At 70.9% G+C, this 17,317-nt stretch carries 20 protein-coding genes; 12 read left to right on the forward strand and 8 right to left on the reverse strand.

Features of this window, described 5'->3' with window-relative positions:
- Positions 1-40 precede the first annotated feature (40 nt).
- Together ACWDY5_RS30580 and ACWDY5_RS30585 are read right to left on the reverse strand one after the other, a co-directional pair.
- Positions 41-190, reverse strand: a complete 150-nt coding sequence (locus tag ACWDY5_RS30580) for a CGNR zinc finger domain-containing protein (RefSeq protein ID WP_449725606.1) — start codon at positions 188-190, stop codon at positions 41-43.
- A 71-nt stretch (positions 191-261) separates the two neighbouring features.
- The gene (locus ACWDY5_RS30585) at positions 262-600 is read right to left on the reverse strand and encodes an ABATE domain-containing protein (protein ID WP_449725607.1); all 339 of its coding nucleotides are present in this window, start codon (positions 598-600) and stop codon (positions 262-264) included.
- 98 nt (positions 601-698) lie between these two features.
- On the opposite strand from ACWDY5_RS30585, the gene ACWDY5_RS30590 reads away from it, so the two are divergent.
- Positions 699-1,154, forward strand: a complete 456-nt coding sequence (locus ACWDY5_RS30590) for a DUF1348 family protein (RefSeq protein WP_449725608.1) — start codon at positions 699-701, stop codon at positions 1,152-1,154.
- 665 nt (positions 1,155-1,819) lie between these two features.
- Here ACWDY5_RS30590 and ACWDY5_RS30595 read toward each other — a convergent pair.
- Genes ACWDY5_RS30595 through mptB form a run of 3 tightly spaced genes read right to left on the reverse strand, consistent with a single transcriptional unit; the run spans position 1,820 to position 5,170 of the window.
- Positions 1,820-2,605 (reverse strand): ABC transporter permease, encoded by a 786-nt coding sequence (locus tag ACWDY5_RS30595; RefSeq protein ID WP_449725609.1) that lies wholly within the window; start codon positions 2,603-2,605, stop codon positions 1,820-1,822.
- On the reverse strand, positions 2,602-3,540 hold the full coding sequence (locus ACWDY5_RS30600; RefSeq protein ID WP_449725610.1) for an ABC transporter ATP-binding protein: 939 nt from the start codon (positions 3,538-3,540) through the stop codon (positions 2,602-2,604). Before ACWDY5_RS30600 ends, ACWDY5_RS30595 begins: the two co-directional genes overlap by 4 nt.
- Before the next feature lie 46 nt (positions 3,541-3,586).
- Complete coding sequence (gene mptB / locus ACWDY5_RS30605) at positions 3,587-5,170, reverse strand: polyprenol phosphomannose-dependent alpha 1,6 mannosyltransferase MptB (RefSeq protein WP_449725611.1); 1,584 nt, start codon at positions 5,168-5,170, stop codon at positions 3,587-3,589.
- 96 nt (positions 5,171-5,266) lie between these two features.
- Here mptB and ACWDY5_RS30610 point away from each other — a divergent pair, with 96 nt between their 5' ends.
- From ACWDY5_RS30610 to ACWDY5_RS30650, 9 genes are all read left to right on the forward strand, one after another.
- Complete coding sequence (locus ACWDY5_RS30610; RefSeq protein ID WP_449725612.1) at positions 5,267-6,070, forward strand: helix-turn-helix transcriptional regulator; 804 nt, start codon at positions 5,267-5,269, stop codon at positions 6,068-6,070.
- A complete protein-coding gene (sufB, locus tag ACWDY5_RS30615) occupies positions 6,067-7,512 on the forward strand; it encodes a Fe-S cluster assembly protein SufB (protein WP_252481703.1) in 1,446 nt (481 codons plus the stop codon). The genes ACWDY5_RS30610 and sufB overlap by 4 nt, the downstream gene beginning before the upstream one ends.
- On the forward strand, positions 7,512-8,687 hold the full coding sequence (gene sufD / locus ACWDY5_RS30620; protein ID WP_252481704.1) for a Fe-S cluster assembly protein SufD: 1,176 nt from the start codon (positions 7,512-7,514) through the stop codon (positions 8,685-8,687). Before sufB ends, sufD begins: the two co-directional genes overlap by 1 nt.
- Positions 8,684-9,010: a Rieske (2Fe-2S) protein gene (locus tag ACWDY5_RS30625; RefSeq protein WP_252481705.1), complete on the forward strand. Its 327-nt coding sequence runs from the start codon at positions 8,684-8,686 to the stop codon at positions 9,008-9,010. The genes sufD and ACWDY5_RS30625 overlap by 4 nt, the downstream gene beginning before the upstream one ends.
- A gap of 28 nt (positions 9,011-9,038) precedes the next feature.
- Entirely contained in the window at positions 9,039-9,809 is a 771-nt protein-coding gene (gene sufC / locus ACWDY5_RS30630; RefSeq protein ID WP_449725613.1) for a Fe-S cluster assembly ATPase SufC, read from the forward strand.
- 83 nt (positions 9,810-9,892) lie between these two features.
- The gene (locus tag ACWDY5_RS30635; RefSeq protein WP_449725614.1) at positions 9,893-11,173 is read left to right on the forward strand and encodes a cysteine desulfurase; all 1,281 of its coding nucleotides are present in this window, start codon (positions 9,893-9,895) and stop codon (positions 11,171-11,173) included.
- A complete protein-coding gene (gene sufU / locus ACWDY5_RS30640) occupies positions 11,173-11,637 on the forward strand; it encodes a Fe-S cluster assembly sulfur transfer protein SufU (protein ID WP_449725615.1) in 465 nt (154 codons plus the stop codon). The genes ACWDY5_RS30635 and sufU overlap by 1 nt, the downstream gene beginning before the upstream one ends.
- Entirely contained in the window at positions 11,634-12,056 is a 423-nt protein-coding gene (locus ACWDY5_RS30645) for a metal-sulfur cluster assembly factor (RefSeq protein ID WP_449725616.1), read from the forward strand. Before sufU ends, ACWDY5_RS30645 begins: the two co-directional genes overlap by 4 nt.
- Positions 12,057-12,127: 71 nt before the next feature.
- Positions 12,128-13,288: a sialidase family protein gene (locus ACWDY5_RS30650; protein WP_449725617.1), complete on the forward strand. Its 1,161-nt coding sequence runs from the start codon at positions 12,128-12,130 to the stop codon at positions 13,286-13,288.
- On the opposite strand, the gene ACWDY5_RS30655 is transcribed toward ACWDY5_RS30650, so the two are convergent.
- Both ACWDY5_RS30655 and ACWDY5_RS30660 read right to left on the reverse strand, forming a co-directional pair.
- Positions 13,285-13,806: an EF-hand domain-containing protein gene (locus ACWDY5_RS30655; RefSeq protein ID WP_449725618.1), complete on the reverse strand. Its 522-nt coding sequence runs from the start codon at positions 13,804-13,806 to the stop codon at positions 13,285-13,287. The two genes, ACWDY5_RS30650 and ACWDY5_RS30655, sit on opposite strands and share 4 nt — an antisense overlap.
- A 34-nt stretch (positions 13,807-13,840) precedes the next feature.
- Positions 13,841-14,608, reverse strand: coding sequence for an alpha/beta fold hydrolase (locus ACWDY5_RS30660; protein WP_449725619.1), 768 nt, complete (start codon positions 14,606-14,608; stop codon positions 13,841-13,843).
- 61 nt (positions 14,609-14,669) lie between these two features.
- Between ACWDY5_RS30660 and ACWDY5_RS30665 the strand changes: the two genes are divergently transcribed.
- Positions 14,670-15,989 carry an aminotransferase-like domain-containing protein gene (locus ACWDY5_RS30665; RefSeq protein ID WP_449725653.1) on the forward strand — a complete coding sequence of 440 codons (1,320 nt, stop codon included), beginning with the start codon at positions 14,670-14,672 and terminating at the stop codon, positions 15,987-15,989.
- A 54-nt stretch (positions 15,990-16,043) separates the two neighbouring features.
- Positions 16,044-17,150, forward strand: a complete 1,107-nt coding sequence (locus ACWDY5_RS30670) for a calcium:proton antiporter (RefSeq protein WP_449725620.1) — start codon at positions 16,044-16,046, stop codon at positions 17,148-17,150.
- On the opposite strand, the gene ACWDY5_RS30675 is transcribed toward ACWDY5_RS30670, so the two are convergent.
- Positions 17,140-17,286: a hypothetical protein gene (locus tag ACWDY5_RS30675; RefSeq protein ID WP_449725621.1), complete on the reverse strand. Its 147-nt coding sequence runs from the start codon at positions 17,284-17,286 to the stop codon at positions 17,140-17,142. The genes ACWDY5_RS30670 and ACWDY5_RS30675 overlap by 11 nt on opposite strands.
- Positions 17,287-17,317: the final 31 nt, after the last annotated feature.

Genomic DNA, 17,317 nt, shown 5'->3' on the forward strand with positions numbered 1-17,317 from the left:
TGCCGTTGGGCGAGGTGGGTGCGTGGGTGCGTGGGGGCGGTCAGGTGGGCTTGTGGCGGTTGTAGTGCCGGGCGGCTCGGGCGCGGTTGCCACAGGTGGTTGAGCACCATTCGCGGCGGGGGTGGTCCTTGGTGAAGTAGATGACGCAGGCCGGAGCCAGGCACGCGTGCAGGGGGGCGGTGGTGAGCACCGGGATGGACTGGGTGGCGAAGGCGGCCAGGGTTTGGGCGGTGCGGGTGCCCTTGCTGGTGGTGGTGCTGCTCAGGGTGTTGTCCGCCAGGAGAGTTGGGGGCTGGTGGGGGACTGGGTGATGGTGCGGTTGATGATCGCCACCGCCTGGTGCGGGGTGAGCGGGCTGGTGGTGGCTCGGGCGCGGGGGTCCTCGGTGTGGTGGGCGGCCAGGCGGCGCAGGGCATTGCGCAGGGTGTGGAAGTAGGGGATATCGTCCTCGGTGATCCGTTGCGCTGTGGCGTCGTCGTGCACGACAGCGAGCCAGCCGCGGAGGGAGTCCAGGGTGGCCAGGGTGTCGTGGATGCCGTTGCGGTCGGCCCAGATGGTGTTCATCAGGTGTACCGGGAGCGGCTCACCGGGAAGTATCACGTTCTCACGGTAGCAGGGGCTTGTTTCCGTTAGGTGTTCGTGCTTGGGTTCTCACGGTTGAAGTTGGTTCTATCCGTTAGATAGAGGTGGAGTTTTCGATGACTCGTGCGCCGGTCCCCCCGTTTGACGAAGCCACCGCCAGGCAGAAGGTGCAGGCCGCTGAGGACGCCTGGAACACCAGGGAGCCGGCCAGGGTGGCGGCGGCGTACACGCTGGACTCGGTGTGGCGCAACCGGTCTGAGTTCGTCACCGGTCGGGCGGAGATCGAGGAGTTCCTGACCCGGAAGTGGGAGAGGGAGCAGGAGTACGCGCTGCGGAAGGACCTGTGGACCTTCGCGGGGAACCGGATCGCGGTGCGCTTCCAGTACGAGTGGCGGGACGCGCAGGGGCAGTGGTGGCGCAGTTACGGCAACGAGAACTGGGAGTTCGACGACGAGGGGTACATGCGGCGGCGGGAGGCCAGCATCAACGACGTGGCCATCGCGGAGTCTGAGCGGCGGATCTTTGGGCCGCGGCCGGAAAGCGAGCGCGGACAGGGGATTCCGCTGCGGTGACCGGGTAGGCGGGTCGGGCGGGAAGTGCGGGCAGACAGACGGGCAGACGGGCACGGGCAGAGGGCCAGAGACAGGGGGCAGGGGCAGGGGAAGTGGGCAGACGGGCCGAGGCAGACGGGCAGACGGGCAGACGGGCCGAGGCAGTTGGGCAGTTGGGCAGTTGGGATGGTCTGGCGGTCGGCTGGCAGGGGGTGGCGGTGTTGCCCTGGGGCGTCGGAGATGGCCGAGTGCTCCCGGGTTCGTTGAGATTGGCGGAATTTGTCCGGGGGCTATGGGGGATGGCTGGGCTCGGTGGGGAGGGTCGGCTGTCCCGAGGCCGCCGAGGGATGACCGGCTCGCCCTGTGGCGGCCGAAGATGGCTGGGTTCGCCCAGGGCGGCGCGAATGGCTCGGTTTGGCTGGGCGGCGCGGATGGCTGGAGCTGAGGTGGAGCGGTTGCTACGCGCCCTGCGTCGGGCGGGTGGCTCGATCGGCCAGTCGTCGGGACAGCGGGCGTGGCTGTTCGCGGGGCCTGGCTGAGTCGGTCTTGGGGGCAGGGGAGTGCGTGGGCTCGCTGGAGTTGGGCGAGTTCACCGAGGAGAGCTGCGGGCGTCCGGGTGAGTGGGCCGCCCGGGGCAGTTGCGTTTGCCTGGGTGGGGCCGCTGGAGTGGTTTGTGGCGGTGTGGATCAGCTGAGTTTGGTGGTGCGGCAGGCCAGGGTGGTGGCTGCCGCGCCCCACACCACGAGCACCAGGACGGGTTGGGCGCTGGGCCAGGAGCCGGTGGCGGTGACGGTGTGCAGGCTGTCGGCCAGGGCGGCGGTGGGGAGGTAGGCGGCGATGTCGGCCCAGGCGCCGGGGAGCTGGGCGGTGGGCAGGGCCACGCCGCCGCCGAGGAGCAGGGCGAACCAGATGATGTTGGCCAGGGCCAGCACGATGTCGGCGCGGAGGGCTCCGCCCAGGAGGACGCCGAGGGCGGCGAAGGTGAGGGCGCCCAGGAGGGTCAGCAGTAGAGCCGGGAGCAGGCCTGCCAGAGCGGGGCGCCAGCCGAGGGCCGTGGCGACCAGGGTGATGAGCAGGAGTTGCACGGCTACCACGCCCAGAACGGCGAGGATGCGGCCGGAGAGGAGCATCCAGCGCGGCACGCCGGTGGCGGCCAGTCTCTTCACCACGCCGTAGCGGCGGTCGAAGCCCAGGGCGATGGCTTGGCCGGTGAAGGCTGAGGACATGACGGCCAGGGCGATGATCCTGGGGGCGATGGTGGCTACCCGGGGTTCGGCCAGGGGGAGGATCGGCAGCAGGGTGAGGCCGATGAGCAGGGCCAGCGGGATCAACAGGGTGAGCAGGACCTGTTCGCCGTGGCGCAGGTGCAGGCGCAGCTCGGTGCCGGACTGGGCGGCCAGCATGCGCAGGGGGGCGCCGGGGGCCGGGTTGGGGCGGAAGGTGCCTGGGGCGAATCGGATGGTGGCGGTCATGAGCGCAGCTCCCGTCCGGTCAGGTCGAGGAACACGTCCTCAAGGCTGCGGCGGGCCACCGTCAGCTCATGTGCCAGCACCCCGTGCTGGGCGCACCACGAGGTCACCGTGGAGACCACCTGCGGGGTGATCGTGCCCTCCACCAGGTAGTCGCCGGGGCGGGGCTCGCTGGTCCGGCAGCCCTCGGGCAGGGCCGCGGTCAGCAGGGTCAGGTTCAGGCCCGGCAATGAACGGAAACGCAGCTGCTGGTGGTCTGGTTCACCGCTGGTCAGCTCGGCCGGGGTGCCCTCGGCGACGACGCGGCCGTGGTCGACGATGGCGACCCGGTCGGCCAGGCCCTCCGCCTCGTCCATCAGGTGGGTGGTCAGCAGGACCGTGACGCCGTCGGCGCGCAGGGCGCCGATCAGCTCCCAGACCAGTCGGCGGGCCTGGGGGTCCATGCCGGCGGTGGGCTCGTCCAGGAAGACCAGCTCCGGCCGGCCGACGATGGCGCAGGCCAGGGCCAGGCGCTGCTGCTGGCCGCCGGAGAGGCGCTTGAACGGGGTGCGGCGGGACTCGGTCAGGCCGAGGACGTCCAGCAGCCATTCCACGTCCAGGGGCTCGGCGGAGCAGGTGGCGACCAGGCGGAGCATCTCGTCGGCGCGGACCGAGGGGTAGGCGCCGCCGCCCTGGGGCATCACGCCGATGCGCGGGCGCAGCCGGTCAGCCTCGGTGGCAGGGTCCAGGCCGAGCACCCTGATCGAGCCGGCGTCTGGGCGGAGGAAGCCCTCGCACAGCTCGATGGTGGTGGTCTTGCCCGCGCCGTTGGGGCCGAGCAGGGCCAGCACCTGGCCACGCGGGACGGTCAGGTCGAGGTGGTCGACCGCGACCGTCGAGCCGTATCGCTTGACCAGCCCGGTGATCGCCACAGCTGGGTCGTCGAGATCCGGGCGCACGAGAGCCAAGCCTAGGCCGAGAGCGGGGTCACCCGGACGGCGGGTTTCAGAACAGGACACGCTTCCGGCCGTTGTTGGGTTCGGGCATGTGCTTGCGGACCGCCCAGACCAGCAGGGCGCACATGATCAGGCCCGCGATCACCGACAGCGGGATGACGTAGGCGCGGCCCTCGTAGGTCATGCCGGGTGGCGGGTCGGGCACCGCGAGCACGATGCTGAGCACGATGGCCGCGGTGCGGAACCGGCGCGAGTTCGTGGCCGCGGCCAGCGGGATGGCGGCCCAGATCATGTACCAGGGGTGCACCACCGCGCCCAGCAGCATCACGCAGCCCAGCGCGATGCCCAGCGCGGTCAGGGAGTTGCGGCCGGGCTGGCGGGTGCGGAAGGCGATCCACAGCAGCGCGGCGCAGATGATCGCGATGATCACGTAGCCCAGGCCGCGGCCGATCAGGATGGCCGAGTCGATGTGGTTGCCGACGCCGAGCAGGATGCCGACGCCGCCCGCGGCCATGCCCAGAGCGGTGGTCGGGGACTTGAAGGTCTTGACGATGTTGGGCACGTCCAGCGCGCCTATCCAGCCGAATCCGATGCCGGTGACCAGCGTCAAGGCCGCCAGGGTGAGCCCGAAGACGATCAGCAGCTTGATCGTGACGCGCACCAGGTCGCGGAACTCCCCGCCCATCCGGCGGGCCAGCACCGCGCCGAGGAAGCCCAGCGCGAGCACCGCGGGCAGCTTCACCAGCGCCGCGGTGGTGATGATCACAGTGCCCAGGATGACCGAGCGGGACAGCGCCAACTCGAAGCCCGCCAGCATCAGGCCGATCGCCAGCGCCTCGTTGTGCACGCCGCTGACCAGGTGGAACAGCACCAGCGGGTTGGCGGCGCCGAGCCAGAGCGCGGCCACCGGGGGCACCCCGAAGCGGCGGGCCAGGCGGGGCAGCGCCCACACGATCATGGCGATGCCGGCCAGGGCGAGCAGGCGGTGCAGCAGGATGCCGACCATCAGGTGGTCGCCCACCAGGCTGGCGATGCCGCGGCCGATGGCCAGGCCGACCTGCCCGTACGGGGAGGGTGTGTCCCGCCAGATGTTGGGCACGCCCCTGGTCAGCGGGTGGTCCACGCCGAGGGTCTCGGCCGGGCCCTGGGTGTAGGGATCGAAGCCGCGCGCGGCCATCTCGCCGATGGCCAGGTAGCTGTAGACGTCCCGGCTGAACATCGGCAGCGACAGGCTCAGCGGGACCAGCCACATCATCAGCGTGCGGTCCATCTGCGAGCGGGAGACCAGCCGCGCCCGGCCCGGGCTGGCGAAGCGGCCCAGCCACAGCCAGGACACGATCAGCAGGCCCATGCCGGTGTAGACCGCGGCCATGGACACCGTGCCCACCCGGATGAACAGGTTGAGCACCGGGAAGTCCTGGAACGGGTTGACCACCGGCGCGGCGCCTGCGCCGATCGCCCCCGCGGCCATCAGCAGCGAGCCGAGGGTGCCGAACCGGCGCACCAGGTCCAGCTGCCGTTGTTCGGCCTCGTTCAGCCCGGCCGGACGGCCGTGGCTGGACCGGCCTAGTTCTGCCGGTCGCCCTTCCACCACTGATCCACTGACACCGCTGCCCACCTCGCCGGACGACACATCCGGAAGGGTAGTGCGTAGGCATGGGGGGTGAGTCGGGTCACCTCCCGCCACCCCGCCTTTGCCGGTTGCGGGGAAATAAGCAAGACTTGTGTTGTGAAAAACGCCGGGACCCCGCAGCGGTCCGCCCACGAGGCGGAACGTGCTGATGGGCGCACCCGGCAGGCGGTCGCCAAGCAGCTGCTGGAGCAGGGGCCGATGACCGCCATGAGCATCGCCGAGGAGCTCGGCCTCAGCCCGGCCGCGGTGCGCAGGCACCTGGACGCGCTGCTGGCCGACAAGGAAGTGAGCACCAGGGAGGCCTCGCGGCGTCAGCCGAGGGGACGGGGCCGCCCGGCCAAGCTGTTCCTGCTCACCGAGAGTGGCCGCGCGCAGTTCGGGCATGCCTACGACGACCTGGCTGTGGCCGCGCTGCGTTACCTCGCCGAGTTCGGCGGGGAGGACGCGGTACGCGCCTTCGCCGAGCGCCGGATCGCCACCCTGGTGGACCGGCACCGCGAGGTCGTGTTGTCCATTTCCGACCCGGTGCGCAGGGCCGAGGCCCTCGCGCGGGCGCTGAGCAGCGAGGGTTACGCTGCCTCGACGCGCCGCGTCGGCCACGGTGAGCAGCTCTGCCAGCACCACTGCCCGGTCGCGCACGTCGCTGCCGAGTTCCCGCAGCTCTGCGAGGCCGAGACCACGGCGTTCGCCGAGCTGCTCGGATCGCACGTGCAGCGCCTGGCGACCATCGCCAGGGGAGACGCGGTGTGCACCACGCACCTGCCGCTGATCCCCGTGGCGGTTTCCCAGAACGACCCGGTCCCGCCGACGGCGGGCACCACCACCACGCGTCCGGAACCGGCCGAGAAACCGGTGCCGGGCCAGACCGCACGGATCCCGGACGGAGGGGAGCCCGCATGACTGCCGCTGCCGAGCAGCGTCCCACCACGGAGCCCATGACCCAGGAGGAGACGCTCGCCACCCTTGGTCGTTACGAGTACGGCTGGGCCGACTCGGACACGGCCGGCGAGACCGCTCGACGTGGCCTGAGCGAGGAGGTCGTTCGCGACATCTCCGCGCGCAAGGGCGAGCCCGAGTGGATGCTGGAGTCCCGGCTCAAGGGCCTGAAGCTCTTCGAGCGCAAGCCGATGCCGCACTGGGGCGCCGACCTCACCGGGATCAACTTCGACTCGATCAAGTACTTCGTGCGCTCCACGGAGAAGCAGGCCACCAGCTGGGAGGAGCTGCCCGAGGAGATCAAGAACACCTACGACCGCCTGGGCATCCCGGAGGCGGAGAAGCAGCGCCTGGTCGCCGGTGTCGCCGCGCAGTACGAGTCCGAGGTCGTCTACCACCAGATCCGCGAGGACCTGGAGGAGCAGGGCGTCATCTTCCAGGACACCGACACCGCGCTCAAGGAGCACCCTGAGCTGTTCCAGGAGTACTACGGCTCGGTGATCCCGCACGGGGACAACAAGTTCTCCGCGCTCAACGGCGCCGTGTGGTCCGGTGGCTCGTTCATCTACGTGCCCAAGGGCGTCAAGGTGGACATCCCGCTGCAGGCCTACTTCCGGATCAACACCGAGAACATGGGCCAGTTCGAGCGGACGCTGATCATCGTCGACGAGGACGCCTACGTCCACTACGTCGAGGGCTGCACCGCTCCGATCTACTCCTCCGACTCGCTGCACTCCGCGGTCGTGGAGATCATCGTGAAGAAGGGCGGCCGCTGCCGCTACACGACGATCCAGAACTGGTCGAACAACGTCTACAACCTGGTCACCAAGCGCGCCAAGGCCGAAGAGGGCGCGACCATGGAGTGGATCGACGGCAACATCGGCTCCAAGGTGACCATGAAGTACCCGGCCGTCATGCTGATGGGCCCGCACGCCAAGGGCGAGGTGCTTTCCATCGCCTTCGCCGGTGAGGGCCAGCACCAGGACGCCGGCGCCAAGATGACCCACCTCGCCCCGCACACCTCCTCGACCATCGTGTCGAAGTCGGTGGCCCGTGGCGGCGGCCGCACCTCCTACCGCGGCCTGGTCCGGGTCAACAAGGGCGCGCACCACTCCGCCTCCACGGTGAAGTGCGACGCGCTGCTGGTCGACCAGATCAGCCGCTCGGACACCTACCCCTACGTCGACGTCCGCGAGGACGACGTGTCCATGGGGCACGAGGCCACGGTGTCCAAGGTCAGCGAGGACCAGCTGTTCTACCTGATGTCCCGCGGCCTGACCGAGGACGAGGCCATGGCGATGGTGGTGCGCGGGTTCGTCGAGCCCATCGCGCGCGAGCTGCCCATGGAGTACGCCCTTGAGCTCAACCGCCTGATCGAGCTGCAGATGGAAGGGGCAGTCGGCTGATGACTGCGATTGTTGAAGGGGTGACGCCGCACTCGCACGGGGCGGGTGCGGTGGTCCCTGACGCCTCCCGCGCGGAGTGGTTCTCCTCGTTCGACGTCAACGCGTTTGAGGTGCCCACCGGCCGTGAGGAGCTGTGGCGGTTCACCCCGCTCAAGCGCCTGCGCAACCTGCACGACGGTTCGGCCCCGGCCAACGGGACCACCACGGTCGAGGTCACCGCCGCGCCCGAGGTGAACGTGGAGACCATCGAGCGCGGGGACACCCGCCTCGGCGTGGCCGGCGTGCCCGCCGACCGGGTCGCCGCCCAGGCCTGGTGCTCCTACCCGTCGGCGACCCTGGTGACCTTCCCGAAGGACACCAAGGCCACCACGGCCACCATCGTCACGGTGACCGGCGCGGGTGCGGACAAGACCGCCTACGGGCACATCCAGCTGCGCGCCGAGGCATTCGCCGAGGGCATCGTGGTGCTGGACTACCGCGGCTCCGGCGTCTACGCGGAGAACGTGGAGATCGTCGTCGGTGACGGCGCCAAGCTGACCGTGGTCTCGGTGCAGGACTGGGCCGACGACGCGGTGCACGTGGCCAGCCACCACGCCAAGCTCGGCCGCGACGCGGTGCTCCGGCACACCGCCGTGACCCTGGGCGGCGACCTGGTCCGGCTGTCCCCGACGGTGACCTACGACGGTCCCGGCGGCGACGCGGAGATGCTCGGCGTCTACTTCGCCGACGCGGGCCAGCACCTGGAGCACCGGCTCTTCGTCGACCACTCGGCCTCGCACTGCCGTTCCAACGTGGTCTACAAGGGCGCGCTGCAGGGCGAGGGCGCGCACACGGTGTGGATCGGCGACGTGCTGATCCGGGCGAGCGCGGAGGCGACCAACACCTACGAGCTCAACCGCAACCTGCTGCTGACCGACGGGGCGCGCGCCGACTCGGTGCCGAACCTGGAGATCGAGACCGGCGAGATCGAGGGCGCGGGCCACGCGTCGGCGACCGGCCGCTTCGACGACGAGCAGCTGTTCTACCTGCAGGCGCGGGGCATCCCGGTCGAGCAGGCGCGACGGCTGGTGGTGCGCGGGTTCTTCAGCGAGATCCTCGCCAAGATCACCGTGCCCGAGGTCCGCGAGCGCCTTGAGGCCGCCATCGAGGCAGAGCTCGAGGCGGTCGGCGCATGACCGAGTTCAGGGTGTGCCCGCTGGCCGAACTGGCCGAGGGCAAACCGTACGGCACCGAGGTGGACGGCACGCCGGTCGTGCTGGTCCGCCTCGGCGAGCAGGTGCACGCGCTGCACGATGTCTGCTCGCACGCCGAGGTCACCCTGAGCGACGGTGGCGAGGTCAGTGACGGCGCCATCGAGTGCTGGCTGCACGGTGCGGGTTTCGACCTGTGCACCGGCGAGCCGCTGACCCCGCCGGCCAGCGACCCGATCGACGTGTACGCGGTGAGCGTGCGCGAGGGCGAGGTCTACGTGGACCCGGCCACCCCCACGAACCGCTGACTGCTTCCACCAGGAGAAACGAAAGACCATGGCTACTCTGGAGATCAAGGACCTGCACGCAGAGGTCGTCACCAATGAGGGGAACAAGGAGATCCTCAAGGGTGTCAACCTCACGGTGAAGGCCGGCGAGACCCACGCGATCATGGGGCCCAACGGCTCCGGCAAGTCCACCCTGGCCTACGCCATCGCCGGGCACCCCAAGTACGTGATCACCAGCGGCTCGGTGCTGCTCGACGGTGAGGACGTGCTGGAGCTCAGCGTGGACGAGCGCGCCCGCGCCGGCCTGTTCCTCGCCATGCAGTACCCGGTCGAGGTGCCCGGCGTGTCCATGTCCAACTTCCTGCGCACCGCGGCCACCGCGGTCCGTGGCGAGGCCCCCGCGGTCCGCCACTGGGTCAAGGAGGTCAAGGCGGCGATGACCGACCTGGACATCGACCCGACCTTCGCCGAGCGCTCGGTGAACGAGGGCTTCTCCGGCGGTGAGAAGAAGCGCCACGAGATCCTGCAGCTGTCGCTGCTCAAGCCGAAGATCGCGGTGCTGGACGAGACCGACTCCGGCCTGGACGTCGACGCGCTGCGCGTGGTCTCCGAGGGCGTGAACCGGTTCAAGGCCGACGGCGAGGTGGGCGTGCTGCTGATCACCCACTACACCCGGATCCTCAAGCACATCAGCCCCGACTTCGTGCACGTCTTCGCCGGTGGCCGCATCGTCGAGTCCGGCGGCGCGGAGCTGGCCGAGCGCCTGGAGAACGAGGGCTACGTCCGCTACGCGGGCAAGCCGGAGGCCGCCGCCCTCTGAGGGAATTTCCCTTGATCGGCAACGGTTTCCCGTACTGACGACACCCACCACCACATGCGGACAGCGAAAGGAGGCGGCTCCCTGTGACAGCTGTTGCCGCACCTTTGGACGTCGCCGCCATCCGGGCCGACTTCCCCATCCTGGGCCGGACCGTGCGCGACGGCAAACGGCTGGTCTACCTCGACTCAGGGGCCACCTCCCAACGTCCGCGTCAGGTGCTCGACGCCGAGCGGCGCTTCCTGGAGACCAGCAACGCCGCCGTGCACCGCGGCGCGCACCAGCTGGCCGAGGAGGCCACCGACGCCTATGAGGAGGCGCGGGCCAAGATCGCCGCGTTCATCGGCGCCGGCGTCGATGAGGTGGTGTTCACCAAGAACGCCACCGAGGGCGTCAACCTGGTGGCCTACGCGATGAGCAACGCGGCCACCTCCGGTCCCGAGGCGGCCAGGTTCATGGTCGGTCCCGGTCACGAGATCCTGGTGACCGAGATGGAGCACCACGCGAACCTGGTGCCCTGGCAGGAGCTCTGCCGCCGCACCGGCGCGACCCTGCGCTGGTTCGGGGTCACCGCGGACGGCAGGCTCGACCTGTCCGATGTGGACGAACTGATCAACGACAACACCCGGGTCGTGGCCATCACGCACCAGTCGAACGTGCTGGGCACGGTCAACCCGGTCAGCGCCATCGTGGCCAAGGCACGGGAGGTGGGCGCGTTCACCGTGCTGGACGCCTGCCAGTCGGTGCCGCACGCCCCGGTGGACTTCCAGGCGCTCGGAGTGGATTTCGCGGTCTTCTCCGGGCACAAGATGCTCGGGCCGTCCGGAGTGGGTGTGCTCTACGGACGGCACGAGCTTCTTTCCGCGATGCCCCCGTTCATCACCGGCGGCTCGATGATCGAGCTGGTCAAGATGGAGGGCTCCACCTACGCCCCGCCGCCGCAGCGGTTCGAGGCTGGCGTGCCGATGACCTCGCAGGTGATCGGGCTGGGCGCGGCGGTGGACTACCTCAGCGCGGTCGGCATGGACAACGTCGCCGCGCACGAGCACCACCTCACCGAGCTGACGCTGGCCGGGCTCAAGGAGATCCCCGGCGTGCGGATCATCGGGCCCGAGGAGGCGGTGGACCGCGGCGGCGCGGTGTCCTTCGTCATCGACGGGGTGCACGCCCACGACGCCGGCCAGGTGCTGGACAGCCTGGGCGTGGAGGTCAGGGTCGGGCACCACTGCGCGTGGCCGCTGCACCGCGCGCTGGGCGTGGCCGCGAGCGTGCGCGCCAGCTTCTACCTGTACAACACGCCCGAGGAGGTCCAGGCGCTGCTGGACGGGGTGCGCGAGGCACAGCGGTTCTTCGGGGTGAGCGCCTGATGCAGCTGCAGCAGATGTACCAGGAGATCATCCTGGACCACTACAAGAACCCGCACCTGCGCGGCCTGCGGGAGCCGTTCCAGGCCGAGGTGCACCACGTGAACCCGACCTGCGGCGACGAGGTCACCCTGCGCGTGCAGCTGGCGGGTCAGGGCCGCGAGGCCAAGATCGTCGACGTCTCCTACGACGCGCAGGGCTGCTCGATCAGCCAGGCCGCCACCTCGGTGCTGACCGATCTGGTGGTGGGCACCACGGTGGAGTCGGCGCTGACCAAGCACGAGGCCTTCCGCGAGCTGATGCAGGGCCGTGGCAAGGTGGAACCGGATGAGGACGTGCTGGAGGATGGCATCGCCTTCGCCGGGGTAGCCAAGTACCCGGCGCGCGTGAAGTGCGCGCTGCTGGGCTGGATGGCATTCAAGGACGCGGTGGCGCAGGTCGTCGGGGAAGGAGCCGGTGCACGATGAGCGCCGAGAAGCAGGAAGTCCAGGGACAGCAGGAAGTCCAGGAGCAGGACGTGCAGCGCGGGGTGGCCGGGATGCCGGAGCCGCCCGCCGAGCAGAAGGCCGAGCTGCCCCTGGTGGCCGATGTCGAGGAGGCCATGCGCGATGTGGTCGACCCCGAGCTGGGCATCAACGTGGTCGACCTGGGCCTGGTGTACGGGATCCACGTGGAAGAGGACAACGTCGCCATCATCGACATGACGCTGACCTCCGCGGCCTGTCCGCTGACCGACGTCATCGAGGACCAGACCCGCGCGGTGCTCACCGGGCCGGGCCTGGTGGACGACGTGCGGATCAACTGGGTGTGGATGCCGCCGTGGGGTCCGGACAAGATCACCGACGACGGTCGCGAGCAGTTGCGCGCGCTCGGTTTCACCGTCTGACCATCATTTGTCGCCACCGCCCGGCACGGACTCCCGTGCCGGGCGGTGGCGCGTTTCTGGAGAGGACGGGGATGACCGGAGTTGTCTGGCGGCGCGTGCTGGGGGTTGTGCTGGCGCCGGTGCTGCTGACCGGGTTGCTGGCGCAGCCGGCGACGGCCGCGGTGGGCATTGTGGGCGACATCGTGCGGGAGCCGGGTGAGTACGAGGCACGGTTCCCGGACCTGCTGAAGCTGCGGGACAACAAGCTGCTGGCGGTGTGGCACCGGGCCACGGCGCACCAGAACGCGCTGGGCACCATCCAGATGTCGGTCGGCAGCGCCGACGGCAGGGAGTGGAGCAAGCCGGTCCCCGCGCTGAAGCCGGGCACCCTGTCCACGGAGGACACCCGCGACCCCAAGCTGGCGCTGATGCCGGACGGCCGGGTGATGCTGACCTTCTTCCTGGCGCACCGCGGCCAGGTCTACTACTCGATGTGGACACCCGGCGAGGCCGACTTCAGCGCCCCGGTGCTGATCGAGGTGCCCGGCGTCAAGGCCGGGCTGCTCAACCACGGCAGCCCGCTCGTGCTGGCCAATCGCGGATCCCAGGTCAACCAGGTGCTGCTGCCGGTCTACACCGTCAGCGAGTCCTCGGCCGGGCACAAGGCCGGCGCGCACTTCATCCGGGCCACCTACCGGCCAGGGGCCGACTCCGCGTTGCAGGTGACCTCGATGCACCAGATGATCGCCAACGGCAACCCGGCGGGCCGGTGGTACGGCGAGCCGAGCTTCGTGCAGTACGGCGACACGGTGGTCGCGGTGGTGCGGGCCGAGCAGGAAAGGCCGGGCGTCGAACCCAGGGACCCCTCCCCGGCGATCGTGATGCGCTGGAACCCCTACACCGCCACCCCGCAGTACAGCTACCAGAGCTTCAGCGACGTGCTCGCCAGCTCGCACCACCTGCTCAAGACCGCCAGCGGCAAGCTGCTGTTCACCTACGGCGACCGGTCCCGCACCGGGCGGCCCACCGCGGGCATGATGATCAGCAACCCCACCGCGAACTGGACCAAGGGCAAGGTCGTGCCGATCTACAACTCCGGCGCTTACGACCAGGCCAACCCGTCCAGTGTGGAGATCGCCAACGGGACCTTCCTGACGCTGGGCTACAACGCCAAGCCGAAGACCGGCAGCGGCGGGGACCCCACCTACGGCGGCACGCTCTGGGTCGTGGAGAGCCACGCCACCGACTACTAGACCGGGCCGAAGACCAGGGTGCCGGGGGCGTTCGCGTCGTCCCCGGCCCAGAACTCCAGCCACAGTTCGCTGAACTCGGTGCGGGAGAGGCAGCCGTCGCCGTCGGTGTCCAGGGCGGGGAAGACCGGGTCGGTGTCGGTGGGGCGGCCGTTCCAGGCCTCGATCAGCTGGCGGTACTCGGCGGCGGAGATCAGGCCGTCCTGGTTCTCGTCCACCGCCTCGAACATCGCCTCCGCGGTCGCGGTGACCGCCTCGGGCATGGCGGGCAGCTGGTCGACCACCAGCAGCACCTCCGCCAGGGTGACCTTGTCGTCCCGGTTCTCATCGGAGGCGGCCAGCAGGGTGGACCACCAGCCGAGCATGATCTGCTCCAGGCGCTGGTGGTCGCCGGGGCCGCGCAGCCGGCTCCAGCGGGTGGCCAGGGCCTGGAAGTCGCGCTCCGCCAGGAAACCGTCGCCGTCGGCGTCCATGGCCGCGAAAACGCCGTTGATCTTACGTCGTTGCAGGTCAGAGGCCATGCGATGACGGTAATGCGAGGACTGGCCGGTCGCGTTAGGCCAGGTGGGTGGTCAGGAAGTCCGTCAGGGCGGCGTTGAACTCGGCCGGGCGTTCCAGGTTGGGCAGGTGGCCCGCGCCGTCGATGACGACCAAGGTGGCGCCGGGGATGCCCTGCTGGATGGTGCGGGCGTCGCGGACCGGGGTGAACTCATCCGCGCTGCCGACCGCCACCAGGGCGGGCACGGTGATCGTGGACAGCAGCGGCCGGTAGTCCGGGCGTTCGGCGCGGCCGCGCAGGGCCGCCGCGGCGCCCTCGGGCGGGGCGGCGCGCATCATGCGCAGCACGTGCGCGGCCACCTCCGGCGGGGCCTGGGGCGCGATCATCTTGGGCAGCACCTCCTCGGCGTAGCCGGCCATGCCCTCGCGCAGCAGCCGGTCGGCCTGGGCGTTGCGAGCGGCCTTGCCCTCGGCGGTCTCGGCCTCGGCGAAGGTGTCGGCCAGCAGGAGGGCGCGCACGCGGTGCGGGAACCGCCGGTAGCACTCCAGCACGATCTGCCCGCCCATGGACAGGCCGCCCAGCGCGAAGTCCCCGATGCCGAGGCGGTCCATCAGCTCGGCCAGGTCGGCGGCGAAGACCTCCAGGCCGGTGACACCGGGGACGACTGGGCTGGCTCCGTATCCGCGCAGGTCAGGCGTGATCACTCGGTAGCCGAGGTCGGTGAGGTGGGAGACCTGCGGCTGCCACATCGAGCGGTCGAAGGGGTGGCCGTGCACCAGCAGGACCGGCTTGCCGGAGCCCTGGTCGTTGAAGCTCAGTTCCATGGATGAGACGCTAAGCGGAGCACTGAGTCGGTGCAATGAAAACAATGTGCTCGGAGCAATGATGCGGGACTACCGGGTGATCGCGGACCGGATCGCGGCCGACATCGCCAGCGGGCGGCTGCGGCCGGGGGACCGGCTGCCACCGCAGCGCCAGTTCGCCCGGCGGCGCGGGCTGGCCCCCTCCACCGCGGCCAGGGTCTACGGGGAGCTGGTGCGGCGCGGGCTGGTCACCGGCGAGGTCGGGCGGGGCACCTTCGTGCGCGCCGCCGAGCCGGGGGTGACGCCGGCGCTGGCCGAACCGGCCACCGCGCCGGTCGACCTGGAGCTGAACTTCCCGGTCCTGCCGGGCCAGCCCGAGCGGCTGGCCGCCGCGCTGGCCGGACTGGCCCGGCCGGAGGCGCTGGCTGGGGCGCTGCGCCCGGTGGGCGTGACCGGCGATCCGGAGCTGCGCGAGGCCGCCGCGGCGGCGCTGAGCCGTGGCGGCTGGACGCCCGATCCCGGGCAGATCCTGTTTCCCGGCAACGGAAGGCAGGGCCTGGCCGCGGCGATCTCCGCGCTGGTGCCCACCGGCGGGCGGCTCGGCGTGGAGGCGCTGACCTATCCGGTGGTCAAGGGCATCGCGGCCCGCCTGGGCATCGCCCTGGTGCCGCTGCCGATGGACGAGCACGGCGTGCTGCCCGCCGGGCTGACCGAACTCGCCGCGGTCTACCTGCAACCCACCCTGCACAACCCGCTGGGCGCGACCATGTCCGGCCCTCGCCGGGCCGAGGTGGCCGAAGCGTTGCGCCGCAACGACATCCCACTGATCGAGGACGGCGTCTACGGCTTCCTGCAACCGGAGTCGCCGCCGCTGGCCGCGCTGGTTCCTGAGCGCGCCGTGCTGGTGGACAGCCTGTCCAAGCGGCTGGCTCCCGGACTGACCCTGGGTTTCGCCGTGGCGCCAACGGGTGTGGCCGACCGGCTGGCGGCGGCGCTGCGGTCCGGGGCCTGGGCCGGTTCCGCCTTCGCCATGGCCGCGGCCCGGCGCTGGCTCGGCGACGGCACGGCCGCGGCCATCGAGGCGGCCAAGCGCGCCGATGCCGCGGACCGGCAACGCCTTGCCGCGCAACACCTTTCCGGGTTCGACCTGACCGCGGACCCAGGTGCCTACCACCTGTGGTGGCGGCTGCCCGCGCCGTGGCGGGCGGAGACCTTCGTCGCGGCCGCGGCCCGCAGGGGCATCGCGGTCACCCCGGCCGCGGCCTTCGCGGTGGTGCCAGGGCACGCGCCGAACGCGGTGCGGCTGGCGCTGTCCGCGCCGCCGCCCGGCGCACTGGCCGCGGCCCTGGATGTGTTGGCCGCGCTGGCCCACGGTGTGCCCGAGGACACCACAGTGGACTGATCAGCGGCCCGCTTGGGCCGCGCGCGAACGGAATCCGGACATTAGGGTCGAGGTGTGAACCCGCCGACCGACACCGCTCCCGACACCTCGGCCGCGTTGCCCAGGTGGAGTCTGCTCGTCCCGCCGCTGGCGCTGGTGCTGCTGGTGGTCTCCTGGGGCCGTGACCTCAACCCGGTGCTGCTCATACTCGTCTGCGCCGCCCTCGGCGGGGCGGTGGTGGCCGCGGTGCACCACGCCGAGGTGGTCGCGCACCGGGTCGGCGAACCCTTCGGCACGCTGATCCTGGCCATCGCGGTGACCGTGATCGAGGTCGCGCTGATCGTCACCCTGATGTCCTCCGGCGGCCCGGACAGCTCGACCCTGGCCAGGGACACCGTGTTCGCCGCGATCATGATCACCTGCAACGGGATCGTCGGGCTGGCGCTGCTGGCCGGCGCGCTGCGGCACCGGGTGCAGGAGTTCCGCGCGCACGCCTCCGGTGGCGCGCTCGCGGTCACCCTGGCGCTGGTCACGCTGAGCCTGGTGCTGCCCACCTTCACCACCAGCTCCGCCGGGCCCACCTTCACCGGCCCGCAGCTGGCCTTCGCCGGGGTCGCCTCGCTGACCATGTACGGCGTGTTCGTCTTCGTGCAGACCAAGCGGCACCGCGACTACTTCCTGCCCAAGACCGACAGCACCCCCGACGAGCACGCCCCCGCGCCGAGCGCGCGCACCGCGTGGGTGAGCCTCGGCCTGCTGGCGGTGTGCCTGGTCAGCGTGGTCGGCCTGGCCAAGGCGGTGTCCCCGGCGCTGGAGGCCGCGGTGGACGGCCTCGGCGCGCCGCGCACCGTGGTGGGTCTGCTGATCGCGCTGCTGGTGCTGCTGCCGGAGACGGTGGCCGCGGTCCGCGCCGCGCTGCGCGACCGGCTCCAGGTCAGCCTCAACCTGGCGCTGGGCTCGGCGCTGGCCAGCATCGGCCTGACCATCCCGGCCATCGCGGTGGCCTCGATCTGGCTGACCGGGCCGCTGGTGCTGGGCCTGGGCGCCAAGGAGATGGTGCTGCTCGCGCTCACCGGCGCGGTGGGCACGCTGACCCTGGTCTCCGGCCGGGCCACCGTGCTGCAGGGCGCGGTGCACCTGATGGTGTTCAGCGCCTTCCTGTTCCTGGCGGTCACTCCCTGACCGCGTGCGCGATGCGCACCAGCAACCGGTCGATCTCGCGGCGCCGCCGGGCCGCCCGGCGGCGCAGCTCCTCGCCCGCCGCGGCCTGCCTGCGCTCGATCTCCTCCTCGGGCAGGGTGAGCTCCTCGGCCGGCATCGGCACACCTCCTCCGAAAGAATGCCCAAAG

The organism is Crossiella sp. NPDC003009 (assembly GCF_053591555.1).

What these genes read in the sequence shown, in the direction of transcription:
- ACWDY5_RS30590 (WP_449725608.1), top strand. Translation starts at nt 699, where the DNA reads ATGACTCGTGCGCCGGTCCCCCCGTTTGACGAAGCCACCGCCAGGCAG.
- ACWDY5_RS30595 (WP_449725609.1), bottom strand. Translation starts at nt 2,605, where the DNA reads ATGACCGCCACCATCCGATTCGCCCCAGGCACCTTCCGCCCCAACCCG.
- sufB (WP_252481703.1), top strand. Translation starts at nt 6,067, where the DNA reads ATGACTGCCGCTGCCGAGCAGCGTCCCACCACGGAGCCCATGACCCAG.
- sufD (WP_252481704.1), top strand. Translation starts at nt 7,512, where the DNA reads ATGACTGCGATTGTTGAAGGGGTGACGCCGCACTCGCACGGGGCGGGT.
- ACWDY5_RS30625 (WP_252481705.1), top strand. Translation starts at nt 8,684, where the DNA reads ATGACCGAGTTCAGGGTGTGCCCGCTGGCCGAACTGGCCGAGGGCAAA.
- sufC (WP_449725613.1), top strand. Translation starts at nt 9,039, where the DNA reads ATGGCTACTCTGGAGATCAAGGACCTGCACGCAGAGGTCGTCACCAAT.
- sufU (WP_449725615.1), top strand. Translation starts at nt 11,173, where the DNA reads ATGCAGCTGCAGCAGATGTACCAGGAGATCATCCTGGACCACTACAAG.
- ACWDY5_RS30645 (WP_449725616.1), top strand. Translation starts at nt 11,634, where the DNA reads ATGAGCGCCGAGAAGCAGGAAGTCCAGGGACAGCAGGAAGTCCAGGAG.
- ACWDY5_RS30650 (WP_449725617.1), top strand. Translation starts at nt 12,128, where the DNA reads ATGACCGGAGTTGTCTGGCGGCGCGTGCTGGGGGTTGTGCTGGCGCCG.
- ACWDY5_RS30655 (WP_449725618.1), bottom strand. Translation starts at nt 13,806, where the DNA reads ATGGCCTCTGACCTGCAACGACGTAAGATCAACGGCGTTTTCGCGGCC.
- ACWDY5_RS30660 (WP_449725619.1), bottom strand. Translation starts at nt 14,608, where the DNA reads ATGGAACTGAGCTTCAACGACCAGGGCTCCGGCAAGCCGGTCCTGCTG.
- ACWDY5_RS30665 (WP_449725653.1), top strand. Translation starts at nt 14,670, where the DNA reads ATGCGGGACTACCGGGTGATCGCGGACCGGATCGCGGCCGACATCGCC.
- ACWDY5_RS30675 (WP_449725621.1), bottom strand. Translation starts at nt 17,286, where the DNA reads ATGCCGGCCGAGGAGCTCACCCTGCCCGAGGAGGAGATCGAGCGCAGG.